This window comes from Pseudomonas sp. B20(2017) (genome assembly GCF_002113125.1).
Taxonomy (GTDB): domain Bacteria; phylum Pseudomonadota; class Gammaproteobacteria; order Pseudomonadales; family Pseudomonadaceae; genus Aquipseudomonas.
In genome coordinates, this window is record NZ_NEJP01000021.1 from 102,503 (window position 1) to 113,699 (window position 11,197).

At 61.6% G+C, this 11,197-nt stretch carries 14 protein-coding genes; 8 read left to right on the forward strand and 6 right to left on the reverse strand.

Going from position 1 to position 11,197, the window contains the following annotated elements:
• Window positions 1-43: 43 nt before the first annotated feature.
• A complete protein-coding gene (locus tag CAF63_RS25420) occupies window positions 44-268 on the reverse strand; it encodes a DUF1289 domain-containing protein (protein WP_085689970.1) in 225 nt (74 codons plus the stop codon).
• Between the two features lie 4 nt (window positions 269-272).
• The gene (gene cyaY / locus CAF63_RS25425) at window positions 273-605 is read right to left on the reverse strand and encodes an iron donor protein CyaY (RefSeq protein ID WP_007951887.1); all 333 of its coding nucleotides are present in this window, start codon (window positions 603-605) and stop codon (window positions 273-275) included.
• 239 nt (window positions 606-844) lie between these two features.
• Here cyaY and CAF63_RS25435 point away from each other — a divergent pair, with 239 nt between their 5' ends.
• From CAF63_RS25435 to CAF63_RS25460, 6 genes are read left to right on the forward strand one after another with little or no spacing between them, the layout of a single operon-like run.
• Entirely contained in the window at window positions 845-1,018 is a 174-nt protein-coding gene (locus CAF63_RS25435; RefSeq protein WP_007951888.1) for a lipoprotein, read from the forward strand.
• Window positions 1,019-1,027: 9 nt separating this feature from the next.
• Window positions 1,028-2,275 carry a diaminopimelate decarboxylase gene (gene lysA / locus CAF63_RS25440; RefSeq protein ID WP_085689972.1) on the forward strand — a complete coding sequence of 416 codons (1,248 nt, stop codon included), beginning with the start codon at window positions 1,028-1,030 and terminating at the stop codon, window positions 2,273-2,275.
• Window positions 2,276-2,279: 4 nt separating this feature from the next.
• Window positions 2,280-3,110, forward strand: coding sequence for a diaminopimelate epimerase (gene dapF, locus CAF63_RS25445; protein ID WP_085689974.1), 831 nt, complete (start codon window positions 2,280-2,282; stop codon window positions 3,108-3,110).
• A gap of 13 nt (window positions 3,111-3,123) precedes the next feature.
• The gene (locus tag CAF63_RS25450) at window positions 3,124-3,849 is read left to right on the forward strand and encodes a DUF484 family protein (RefSeq protein ID WP_007951894.1); all 726 of its coding nucleotides are present in this window, start codon (window positions 3,124-3,126) and stop codon (window positions 3,847-3,849) included.
• A gap of 2 nt (window positions 3,850-3,851) precedes the next feature.
• Window positions 3,852-4,751 carry a tyrosine recombinase XerC gene (gene xerC / locus CAF63_RS25455; protein WP_007951897.1) on the forward strand — a complete coding sequence of 300 codons (900 nt, stop codon included), beginning with the start codon at window positions 3,852-3,854 and terminating at the stop codon, window positions 4,749-4,751.
• Window positions 4,748-5,452 (forward strand): HAD family hydrolase, encoded by a 705-nt coding sequence (locus CAF63_RS25460; protein WP_085689976.1) that lies wholly within the window; start codon window positions 4,748-4,750, stop codon window positions 5,450-5,452. Before xerC ends, CAF63_RS25460 begins: the two co-directional genes overlap by 4 nt.
• A gap of 65 nt (window positions 5,453-5,517) precedes the next feature.
• On the opposite strand, the gene sutA is transcribed toward CAF63_RS25460, so the two are convergent.
• The 4 genes from sutA to glnK all read right to left on the reverse strand — a co-directional run bounded on the left by sutA (window position 5,518) and on the right by glnK (window position 8,301).
• On the reverse strand, window positions 5,518-5,844 hold the full coding sequence (sutA, locus tag CAF63_RS25465) for a transcriptional regulator SutA (protein ID WP_007951900.1): 327 nt from the start codon (window positions 5,842-5,844) through the stop codon (window positions 5,518-5,520).
• 102 nt (window positions 5,845-5,946) lie between these two features.
• Entirely contained in the window at window positions 5,947-6,372 is a 426-nt protein-coding gene (locus tag CAF63_RS25470; protein ID WP_011336526.1) for a secondary thiamine-phosphate synthase enzyme YjbQ, read from the reverse strand.
• A gap of 215 nt (window positions 6,373-6,587) precedes the next feature.
• Window positions 6,588-7,925, reverse strand: a complete 1,338-nt coding sequence (locus tag CAF63_RS25475) for an ammonium transporter (RefSeq protein ID WP_007951904.1) — start codon at window positions 7,923-7,925, stop codon at window positions 6,588-6,590.
• Window positions 7,926-7,962: 37 nt separating this feature from the next.
• Window positions 7,963-8,301, reverse strand: coding sequence for a P-II family nitrogen regulator (glnK, locus tag CAF63_RS25480; RefSeq protein ID WP_002555808.1), 339 nt, complete (start codon window positions 8,299-8,301; stop codon window positions 7,963-7,965).
• Window positions 8,302-8,699: 398 nt separating this feature from the next.
• Here glnK and CAF63_RS25485 point away from each other — a divergent pair, with 398 nt between their 5' ends.
• Window positions 8,700-8,960, forward strand: a complete 261-nt coding sequence (locus CAF63_RS25485) for an accessory factor UbiK family protein (protein WP_007920416.1) — start codon at window positions 8,700-8,702, stop codon at window positions 8,958-8,960.
• A 582-nt stretch (window positions 8,961-9,542) separates the two neighbouring features.
• Window positions 9,543-11,036, forward strand: coding sequence for a YifB family Mg chelatase-like AAA ATPase (locus tag CAF63_RS25490; RefSeq protein WP_085689978.1), 1,494 nt, complete (start codon window positions 9,543-9,545; stop codon window positions 11,034-11,036).
• Window positions 11,037-11,197: the final 161 nt, after the last annotated feature.

Sequence of the window (11,197 nt, forward strand, 5' to 3'; positions counted from 1 at the left end):
TGAGGCGTTTCCGGACACTATCACAGCTCAAAAAATATACAAGCTACGCTCCGGCGAGCTGCCGGCGCTGAGCCGCCTGCACGCAAATCACCCGGCGGCGCTCGTCATCGGCCGAACGCCACTCGCGGATGTCTTCGACATGGCGCATGCAGCCGAGACAGACCTTCTGTTCATCCAGCCGGCACACGCCGGTGCACGGCGAAGGCACGGCCGGGCTGACGTTGCTGTAGAGCGGCTTCGGCGGACGGGCGGGCGCGATCTCAGTCACAGAATCACAGGCCTTCGAAATCGAATTCGGTGCCGGCCTGTTGCTTGACGATGCGCTCGAGCATTTCGCCCAGCTGTTCTTCGCTCTTGTCGCACATCCAGCGTTCGCTTTCTTCGTCGTAGTCGAAGTGGAAACCACCGGACACGGCGGCCAGCCACAGCTGACGCAGCGGTTCCTGACGACTGAAGATCAACTGGGTGCCGTTCTCGAACTTGACGGTCAGCACACCGGCCGAGTTCTCCATGTCGATGTCCAGGTCGCTGTCGTCGAAGATGTCTTCCAGTTTTTCCTGGGTTTCATCGACCAGATCGTGGAAACGGGCTTCGGACAAACTCATTGCGGCAACCTCAAAAAATGTCTGATCAGGCTCAAGCGCCGCAAGATACGGACGCTGCCGGCCGATTGCAAAGGATAACGACCAAGCGCCCTGCCCGGCGACGAAATATCCACCCGCCACGCGGGAAAAGTTTCCGCGCCGCAGCCCGAGCCCCGCCGGACGGGAGTTCCGTCGCATAGGCAAGCTGCCGGGTGGCCGGTATACTCCGGCGCAATTAACGCATTTTCAAGGATTTCGCCATGAAGCGCCTGATCTCTTCCCTTGCTGCGCTCGTCGCGGTTGCCTGTCTCGTTTCGGCCTGCGGTCAGAAAGGCCCGCTGTACCTGCCCGATGAAGATCAGGACCCGGCCGAGCAAGCCCAGTCTTCGCAAAAGCAGCCTGTCTCCAAGGCACACAAGCACGACGTTTACTAAGGGATCGCCATGGACGCTTTTAACTACCGTGGCGGGGAACTGTTCGCGGAAGGTGTGGCGCTGTCCGCCATCGCCGATCGCTTCGGTACACCGACCTACGTCTACTCCCGCGCCCACATCGAGGCCCAGTACCTGGCCTACGCCGATGCCTTGGCCGGCATGCCGCATCTGGTCTGCTTCGCGGTCAAGGCCAACTCCAACCTCGGAGTCCTGAATGTCCTGGCCCGTATCGGCGCCGGTTTCGACATCGTCTCCCGTGGCGAGCTGGAACGCGTTCTGGCCGCCGGCGGCAGCCCGGACAAGATCGTGTTCTCCGGCGTCGGCAAGACCCGTGACGACATGCGCCGTGCGCTGGAAGTCGGCGTGCATTGCTTCAACGTCGAATCCACCGACGAGCTCGAACGCCTGCAAGTGGTCGCCGCCGAGCTGGGTGTTCGTGCACCGATTTCCCTGCGCGTGAACCCGGACGTCGATGCCGGCACCCACCCGTACATTTCCACCGGTCTCAAAGAGAACAAGTTCGGCATCGCCATCGCCGACGCCGAAGACGTGTACGTGCGTGCCGCGCACCTGCCGAACCTGGAAGTGGTCGGCGTCGACTGCCACATCGGTTCGCAACTGACCACCCTGCCTCCGTTCCTCGATGCCCTCGATCGTCTGCTGGACCTGGTCGATCGCCTCGGCGATTGCGGCATCCACCTGCGCCACATCGATCTCGGTGGCGGCCTGGGTGTACGTTATCGCGATGAAGAGCCGCCATTGGCCGCCGACTACATCAAGGCTGTGCGCGAGCGTCTGGCCGGTCGTGATCTGGCGCTGGTGTTCGAACCGGGCCGCTTCATCGTCGCCAACGCCGGCGTGCTGCTGACCCAGGTCGAGTACCTCAAGCACACCGAGCACAAAGACTTCGCCATCGTCGACGCGGCCATGAACGACCTGATCCGCCCGGCGCTGTACCAGGCCTGGATGGACGTGACCCCGGTCAAGCCACGCGAGACCGCTGCGCGTACCTACGACGTCGTCGGCCCGATCTGCGAAACCGGCGACTTCCTCGCCAAGGAGCGCGAGCTGGCGCTGGAAGAAGGCGATCTGCTGGCCGTGCATTCGGCCGGTGCCTACGGTTTCGTGATGAGCTCCAACTACAACACCCGCGGCCGTGCCGCCGAGGTGCTGGTAGATGGCGATCAGGCATTTGAAGTGCGTCGCCGCGAAACCGTGGCCGAGCTGTTTGCCGGCGAAAGCCTGCTGCCGGAGTAACCCCATGCTGCTGCGTTTTACCAAGATGCACGGCCTGGGCAACGACTTTATGGTTCTCGACCTGGTCAGCCAGCACGCGCATATTCAGCCCAAGCACGCAAAAATGTGGGGCGACCGGCACACCGGCATCGGTTTCGACCAGTTGCTGATCGTCGAAGCGCCGAGCAACCCGGATGTGGATTTCCGTTACCGGATCTTCAACTCCGACGGCTCCGAAGTGGAGCAGTGCGGCAACGGTGCGCGCTGCTTCGCCCGCTTCGTGCTCGACAAGCGCCTGACCGCCAAACGTCAGATCCGCGTCGAGACCAAGGGCGGCATCATCGAACTGGACGTGCGTAACGACGGCCAGATCGGCGTGAACATGGGCGCCCCGCGCCTGGTGCCGGCGGACATTCCGTTCCAGGCGCCGGAGCAGGCCCTGAGTTATCGGGTCGATGTCGACGGTACGCCGGTCGATCTGGCGGCGGTATCGATGGGCAATCCCCATGCGGTGCTGCGGGTCAACGATATCAACACTGCACCGGTGCATGAACTGGGGCCGAAAATCGAACACCATCCGCGCTTCCCGGCGCGGGTCAACGTCGGTTTTCTCCAGGTCATCGACCGCCATCGCGCACAACTGCGCGTCTGGGAACGCGGCGCCGGGGAAACCCAGGCCTGCGGAACCGGTGCCTGCGCTGCTGCTGTAGCTGCGATCAGTCAGGGGTGGATGGATTCGCCACTGCTGATCGACCTGCCGGGCGGGCGCCTGTCCATTGAGTGGGCAGGCCCTGGCCAACCGGTGTTGATGACCGGCCCGGCAGTGCGCGTATACGAAGGACAAGTGCGTCTTTGAGTGAGCAGAAGCCATGACCGATAAGCCTCAGGTACCCGCCCGACAGTCCGGTGAATCAGCGTCCGAGAGCCTGGAGGCGGCAGCGGTTGCCGCGTACCTGGAGGCTCATCCGGACTTCTTCGTCGAGCATGAAGAACTGCTGCCGTCCCTGCGCATCCCCCATCAACGCGGCGATACCGTCTCGCTGGTGGAGCGTCAGATGGCCATTCTGCGCGACCGCAACATCGAGATGCGTCATCGCCTCTCGCACCTGATGGACGTCGCCCGGGACAACGATCGCCTGTTCGACAAGACCCGTCGCCTGATCCTCGCCCTGATGGACGCTGCCACTCTGGAAGACGTGGTGATCAGCGTCGAAGACAGCCTGCGCCAGGATTTCCAGGTGCCCTTTGTCAGCCTGATCCTGCTCGGCGACAACCCGGCCCCGGTCGGTCGCTGGGTGACCCACGCCGATGCGCAAACCGCCATCGGCGGCCTGCTCACCGAAGGCAAGAGCGTCAGCGGCAGCCTGCGTGAACACGAGCTGGACTTCCTGTTCGGCGAAGAACAACGCAAGCAGATCGGCTCCACCGCCGTGGTCGCCGTCAGCCATCAAGGCATCCACGGAATCCTGGCCATCGCCAGCCGTGATCCGCAGCACTACAAGAGCTCGGTCGGCACGCTGTTCCTCAGCTACATCGCCGAAGTCATGGGTCGCGTGCTGCCACGGGTCAACAGCTCCCTGCGCTCGGTACGCTGAGCATGGAACGACAACTGGACGCTTACTGCGAACACCTGCGCAGTGAGCGGCAGGTGTCGCCGCACACGCTGTCGGCCTACCGCCGCGATCTCGATAAAGTCCTCGGCTGGTGCAACAAACAGAACATCGGCAGCTGGCAGGCACTGGATATCCAGCGTCTGCGCAGTCTGATCGCCCGCCTGCATGCGCAGGGCCAGTCCTCGCGCAGCCTGGCACGCCTGCTCTCGGCGGTGCGCGGGCTCTATCACTATCTGAACCGCGAAGGCCTCTGCGATCACGATCCGGCAACGGGTCTGGCACCGCCGAAAGGCGAACGCCGCCTGCCAAAAACCCTCGACACCGACCGCGCCCTGCAATTGCTCGAAGGCGCCGTGGAGGACGATTTCCTCGCGCGGCGTGATCAGGCAATTCTGGAGTTGTTCTATTCCTCCGGCCTGCGCCTGTCGGAGCTGACCGGACTCAATCTCGATCAGCTCGATCTGGCCGACGGCATGGTTCAGGTGCTCGGCAAGGGCAGCAAGACGCGCCTGTTGCCGGTCGGCAAAAAAGCCCGGGAAGCACTGGAGCAATGGCTGCCGCTGCGGGCGCTGACCAATCCTGCGGACGACGCGGTATTCGTCAGCCAGCAAGGCCGACGCCTCGGCCCGCGAGCGATTCAGGTGCGGGTCAAACTGGCCGGCGAGCGCGAGCTGGGGCAGAACCTGCACCCGCACATGCTGCGGCACTCCTTCGCCAGCCATTTGCTCGAGTCCTCCCAGGACCTGCGCGCGGTGCAGGAACTGCTCGGCCACTCGGACATCAAGACCACCCAGATCTATACCCACCTGGACTTCCAGCACCTGGCGGCGGTCTACGACAGCGCCCATCCACGGGCCAAACGCATGAAAGGCGACGATTCATGAGCATCCAGTTGATCACCTTCGACCTCGACGACACCCTGTGGGACACCGCCCCGGTGATCGTCAGCGCCGAAGCGGTTTTGCGCGAATGGCTGAGCGAACATGCGCCGAATCTGGGCGCGGTGCCGGTGGAGCATCTCTGGTCGATCCGCGAACGAGTGCTGGCCAGCGAGCCGGGACTCAAGCACCGCATCAGCGCGCTGCGCCGGCGGGTGCTGTTCCATGCGCTGGAAGAAGCCGGCTACGCCCACGGCGAAGCGTCGGAGCTGGCAGACAAGAGTTTTGAAGTGTTTCTGCATGCGCGGCATCAGATCGAGGTGTTCCCGGAAGTCGAGCCGATTCTGGAAACCCTCGCCAAACATTACGCCCTCGGCGTAGTCACCAACGGCAATGCCGATGTGCGTCGTCTCGGGCTGGCGGACTACTTCAAGTTTGCGCTGTGCGCCGAAGACATCGGCATCGCCAAGCCGGATGTGCGACTGTTCCATGAAGCGTTGCAGCGCGGTGGCGTGAGCGCCGAGGCGGCGGTACATATCGGTGACCACCCGGGGGACGACATCGCCGGGGCTCAGCAAGCGGGATTGCGTGCGATCTGGTTCAACCCGGCCGGCAAGGTCTGGGAAGCGGAGCGCCTGCCGGATGCCGAGATTCGCAGCCTGAACGATCTGCCCGCGGTGCTCGCCCGCTGGAACAGCCGCGGCTAATTTTCTTTCGCCCATGAAAAAGCCCGCAGCGACGGCGGGCTTTTTCAGCAAGCAAGCGACACGCCTCAGATAGGGCGGCTGCCGTACTTGTTGTCCGGTTTCTTGGGCGGATCGGCGACCACGTTGGCCTCCACTTCCTGCACCTTGCCGCCGCGTGCAAGGAACTCTTCCATGGCCTTGGCCAGGGCGTCGCGCTCCTTGTTCTTGGCTTCAATGCTCGGCAACTCGTCGACCGACACCGCAGCCTTGGCCTTGCCTTTGGCAGCCGGGGCAGGCGTATCGTCACCGCCATCGTCTTCAGCAACGTCTTCCGCTGCTGCTTCCAGACCGTCTTCGGCCTCGTCTTCGTCGCCTACTTCGAGGTCGTCGTTTTCCAGATCATCGTCGCTCATGTTCTACCTCATGACTTGCGAAAAGCAGATTAGTTATAGACCAGCTTTGGCGACTGTCGAAAGTCGCCGGAAAAAAATCGGTAACCATTGGTGACCAACGGTTTATGCCCCTTCACCGTGCAAGGTGGCGAGGACTTTACGGGCACCGCCATGATCACGGTGCTCGCCCAGATAAACGCCTTGCCAGGTACCCAGTGCCAGTCGGCCCGCCGTTACCGGCAAACTGATCTGACAGCCCAGCACGCTGGCCTTGAAGTGCGCCGGGAGGTCGTCCAGGCCTTCGTCGTTATGCTCATAGCCGTCTGCTCCTTGTGGGATCAGACGATTGAAAAATCGTTCGAAGTCGCGACGTACCGCCGGATCGGCGTTCTCGTTGATGGTCAACGACGCCGAGGTATGCTGCAGCCACAAATGCAACAGACCGACCCGGCATGCCTTGAGTTCGGGCAGGCCGGCGAGCAACTCGTCCGTCACCAGATGAAAGCCCCGGGGCCGTGCCCGCAGGGTTATCAGAGTCTGTTGCCACATACAGTTCTCCGCACGTTCGGGGCGCATTCTAGCGCGCTCTGGAAAAAAACAAAGGCCCTGATGTTCCTTCAATGATGTAAGCCTTTGGCCGCAGAAAAACACTCGTCGTAAACACGACCAAAGCAGTACGAAAAATCCTTTCAGCTGTATCAGGGAAGACAAATTCCAGACAAAAAAATGCCCGGCGAGCCGGGCAAGTTTTTTGCGGCGCGTGCTTACAGGTTGTAGCCGCGCTCGTTGTGTTGTGCCAGGTCTAGGCCGACCGATTCTTCTTCCTCGGTCACGCGCAGGCCCATCACGGCATCCAGCACCTTGAGGATGATGAAGGTGACGATCGCGGTGTAGATCACGGTGAAGCCGACGCCTTTGCACTGAATCCAGACTTGTGCGGCGATGTCGGTGACGGTGCCGAAGCCACCCAGCGACGGTGCAGCGAACACACCGGTCAGGATCGCGCCAAGGATACCGCCGATACCGTGCACGCCGAAGGCATCCAGGGAGTCGTCATAACCGAGTTTGCGTTTCAGGGTGGTGGCGCAGAAGAAGCACACCACGCCTGCCGCCAGACCGATCACCAGTGCGCCCATCGGGCCCACGGTGCCAGCGGCCGGAGTGATCGCGACCAGACCTGCAACGACGCCGGATGCGATACCCAGTGCGCTTGGTTTGCCGTGGGTGATCCACTCGGCGAACATCCAGCCCAGTGCGGCAGCGGCGGTCGCGATCTGAGTCACCAGCATCGCCATGCCGGCGGTGCCGTTGGCGGCTGCGGCGGAACCGGCGTTGAAGCCGAACCAGCCAACCCACAGCATCGCCGCGCCCATCAGGGTGTAACCCAGATTGTGTGGCGCCATCGGGGTGGTCGGGAAGCCTTTGCGTTTACCCAGTACCAGGCAGGCAATCAGACCGGCCACACCGGCGTTGATGTGCACCACGGTGCCGCCGGCAAAGTCGAGTACGCCCCAGTCCCACATCAGGCCGCCGTTGCCGGACCAGACCATGTGCGCGATCGGTGCATAAACCAGGGTGAACCAGATGCCCATGAAGATCAGCATCGCGGAGAACTTCATCCGCTCGGCGAACGCACCGACGATCAGCGCCGGGGTGATGATCGCGAAGGTCATCTGGAAGGTGATGAAGACCGCCTCGGGGAACAGCGCCGCCGGGCCGGTCAGGCTCGCTGGCGTGACACCGGCCAGGAACGCCTTGCCGAAACCGCCCACGAACGAGTTGAAGTTGACGACGCCCTGCTCCATGCCGGTAGTGTCGAACGCGATGCTGTAGCCATAAATGACCCACAGGACGCTGATCAGACCGGTAATGGCGAAGCACTGCATCATCACGGAAAGAATGTTTTTCGACCGAACCATGCCGCCGTAGAACAGCGCGAGACCGGGAATGGTCATGAACAGCACGAGGGCTGTGGAGGTGAGCATCCAGGCGGTATCGCCGGAGTTCAGGACTGGAGCTGCCACCTCGTCTGCCGCCATGGCCAGGCCGGGCATTACGATAGACAACAGGGCTCCTAGCCCTGCGAATTTACGCAGAGTCATATTGTTTTCTCCTGGGGCGTTGGGTTTGTGGCGGCGTTTAGATCGCGTCGGTATCGGTTTCGCCGGTACGGATGCGGATCGCCTGTTCCAGATTGACCACGAAGATCTTGCCGTCACCGATCTTGCCGGTGTTGGCAGCCTTGGTTATCGCCTCGATAACCCGATCCAGATCCTTGTCGTCGATGGCAACGTCGATTTTCACCTTGGGCAGAAAATCGACCACATACTCCGCGCCGCGATACAGCTCGGTGTGTCCCTTCTGCCGACCGAAGCCTTTGACTTCAGTAACGGTAATGCCCTGCACGCCGATTTCGGACAGCGACTCGCGCACGTCGTCCAACTTGAACGGCTTGATGATGGCAGTGACTAGCTTCATGAAACTCTCTCCCGAATTGGTGGACTTGCCCCAGGAAAACAAACCCGACTCAAGTCTAAGCGCAGTGCCTGGCTTTGTAACGCTTCGTTGTCGACGCCAGCTAACCGCTCCAGACGAAACTCCCCGCTCCGTCTGCCGCACTGCATTCGTCACAGCGACTGCATCAGTGCATGGGTCGAAGGTGACTAAGCAGAAAGCTTGCCATCTCGCCAAAAACCACTGATTTCAATCCCTTGGCCGCTGCCGCAGATGCCATCACCCAAATGGCACTCGGGATACGCACAACAACGGTGCGCGGCCGTGCATCCAGTTGCGCGAAAAGCGTGCATCCGTGCCTGCGTCAATGACTATAGACACTGCGTGATACACTGCCGGCCATTGTTTCCAGGACATATCCCATGCTTGCGCCCAAAGACTTCCTCGACGCCCTGAGCGGCACCGCCTCCCGCCTGTTCAGCGGCGACACACCGTTGCCAAAAGCCGAAATCGAAAGCCAGTTCAAGATGCTGCTGCAAAGTGCCTTTAGCAAACTGGACTTGGTGAGCCGCGAAGAGTTTGACAGTCAGATGGTGGTGCTGGCGCGCACTCGCGCCCGGCTGGAGAGCCTTGAGGCGAAGGTGGCGGAGATGGAAGCGAAGCTGACGCCGCCGGCTGAGTGAGTCCTCATCCCAGCCCGCAACTGGTTGGCGGAATTTCGTTGATGCTTGTGCCAGCGATCAAACCTGCATAACCTCAGCAAACGTGAGTGTGTCCACTAAGGATGCGCAGGCCTTGGCCTCACCGAAGCCTGCAACAGAAAACCGTCTCCTCAAGGCGGTTTTTTTTCGCCTCGAGATAGCTGCAACAATCGGTTTTCTGAGGAGTAGTCACAGCAACTGTTCAGTTCCCCGCCGTATGACCTTGGATTCAGATCAAGCGCAATGCGCCAGCCGCTCCACTTGATCACGGACGGAAGCTCTTCTCTAAACTTCAGCTTTTCGCAACTCGTAAGTCGACTGAAGATTCATCCAGAACTCAGGCGTGGGGTTCGGCCAATCAACGGAGGTTTATTGAAGTTGCCGTTACGTGCGGACCTGAGCTTGAGCCAAGTGGTCTGTTAGCAGGCAGAAGGTGAATGCATAGGCCCGCACAACCGCTTTCTGATACGTCTTGTAAACCTCTACTCAAACGCTAGAACCCCGCTCAACTACCCTTCAAAAACCCGCAGGAAGCGGCCCCTCGATTCAACTCAAGGAACGACCATGTCCCTCGCCATCGTCCACAGTCGCGCCCAGATTGGCGTGGATGCTCCCGCTGTCACCGTCGAAGTCCACCTGGCCAACGGCTTGCCCTCGCTGACCATGGTCGGCCTGCCCGAAGCGGCAGTGAAGGAGAGCAAGGATCGGGTGCGCAGCGCCATCATCAATTCCGGGCTGCAGTTTCCGGCGCGGCGGATCACGCTGAATCTGGCGCCGGCTGATTTGCCCAAGGATGGCGGGCGGTTCGATCTGGCGATTGCGCTGGGGATTCTGTCGGCAAGTGTGCAGGTACCGACGTTGACGCTGGATGATGTGGAGTGCCTGGGTGAGCTGGCGTTATCCGGCGCAGTGCGGGCGGTGCGCGGGGTGTTGCCGGCGGCACTGGCAGCGCGCAAGGCCGGGCGGAAGCTGGTGGTGCCACGGGCGAATGCCGAGGAGGCTTGCCTGGCGTCGGGACTGAGGGTGATCGCAGTGGATCATCTGCTGGAGGCTGTGGCGCATTTCAATGGGCATACGCCGGTCGAGCCTTATGTCTCCGATGGGCTGCTCCATGCCGCCAAACCCTATCCCGACCTGAATGAAGTACAGGGCCAACTAGCCGCCAAACGGGCGCTGCTGATTGCCGCCGCCGGCGCGCACAACCTGCTGTTCAGCGGGCCGCCGGGGACGGGCAAGACGTTGCTCGCCAGTCGTTTACCGGGGTTGCTGCCACCGCTGGCCGAGAGTGAAGCGCTGGAGGTGGCGGCGATTCAATCCGTCGCCAGCGGCGCACCGTTGACCCATTGGCCGCAGCGCCCGTTCCGCCAACCACATCACTCGGCCTCCGGGCCGGCACTGGTCGGTGGCAGCTCGAAACCGCAACCCGGCGAAATCACCCTCGCCCACCACGGTGTGCTGTTTCTCGATGAACTGCCCGAATTTGATCGCAAGGTGTTGGAGGTTCTGCGCGAACCGCTGGAGTCCGGCTGCATCGTGATTGCCCGAGCCAAGGAACGGGTGCGGTTTCCCGCAAGATTCCAGTTGGTGGCGGCGATGAATCCCTGTCCCTGTGGATATCTTGGCGAGCCGAGCGGCAAGTGCTCGTGCACGCCGGACATGGTGCAGCGCTATCGCAATAAACTGTCGGGGCCGTTGCTGGACCGGATCGATTTGCACCTGACGGTAGCGCGGGAGGCGACAGCGCTGAACCCTGCTGTGAAACCGGGAGAAGACAGCGCCAGCGCGGCCACGCTGGTCGCCGAAGCCCGAGAGCGTCAGCAAAAACGCCAGGGCTGCGCCAATGCGTTTCTTGATTTACCGGGGCTGAAAAAGCACTGCAAGTTATCCACAACCGATGAAAACTGGCTGGAGACGGCGTGCGAAAGACTGACCTTGTCGCTGCGCTCGGCGCATCGATTGCTCAAGGTCGCACGAACGCTGGCGGATCTGGAGAAGCGCGCAGACATCAGTCGCGAGCATCTGGCCGAGGCGTTGCAGTACCGGCCGGCGACTCAGTAAATGCTGAGTTTTTGGTGGCCCCAATCGCGAGCAGGCTCGCTCCCACAAGTCCAACATAGATCCTGTGGGAGATTCTATGGTTGAGGGGCAACCCTCAACTTGCTTTCGGCTGGTATTCGCTCTGCCCCTTTAGTAGTGCGAATACGACCCGAGCAAGTTTA

Bases quoted from the DNA above. Each gene is read 5' to 3' on its own strand.
- cyaY (WP_007951887.1), bottom strand. From the start codon at position 605: ATGAGTTTGTCCGAAGCCCGTTTCCACGATCTGGTCGATGAAACCCAG.
- CAF63_RS25435 (WP_007951888.1), top strand. From the start codon at position 845: ATGAAGCGCCTGATCTCTTCCCTTGCTGCGCTCGTCGCGGTTGCCTGT.
- lysA (WP_085689972.1), top strand. From the start codon at position 1,028: ATGGACGCTTTTAACTACCGTGGCGGGGAACTGTTCGCGGAAGGTGTG.
- dapF (WP_085689974.1), top strand. From the start codon at position 2,280: ATGCTGCTGCGTTTTACCAAGATGCACGGCCTGGGCAACGACTTTATG.
- CAF63_RS25450 (WP_007951894.1), top strand. From the start codon at position 3,124: ATGACCGATAAGCCTCAGGTACCCGCCCGACAGTCCGGTGAATCAGCG.
- xerC (WP_007951897.1), top strand. From the start codon at position 3,852: ATGGAACGACAACTGGACGCTTACTGCGAACACCTGCGCAGTGAGCGG.
- CAF63_RS25460 (WP_085689976.1), top strand. From the start codon at position 4,748: ATGAGCATCCAGTTGATCACCTTCGACCTCGACGACACCCTGTGGGAC.
- sutA (WP_007951900.1), bottom strand. From the start codon at position 5,844: ATGAGCGACGATGATCTGGAAAACGACGACCTCGAAGTAGGCGACGAA.
- CAF63_RS25470 (WP_011336526.1), bottom strand. From the start codon at position 6,372: ATGTGGCAACAGACTCTGATAACCCTGCGGGCACGGCCCCGGGGCTTT.
- CAF63_RS25475 (WP_007951904.1), bottom strand. From the start codon at position 7,925: ATGACTCTGCGTAAATTCGCAGGGCTAGGAGCCCTGTTGTCTATCGTA.
- glnK (WP_002555808.1), bottom strand. From the start codon at position 8,301: ATGAAGCTAGTCACTGCCATCATCAAGCCGTTCAAGTTGGACGACGTG.
- CAF63_RS25485 (WP_007920416.1), top strand. From the start codon at position 8,700: ATGCTTGCGCCCAAAGACTTCCTCGACGCCCTGAGCGGCACCGCCTCC.
- CAF63_RS25490 (WP_085689978.1), top strand. From the start codon at position 9,543: ATGTCCCTCGCCATCGTCCACAGTCGCGCCCAGATTGGCGTGGATGCT.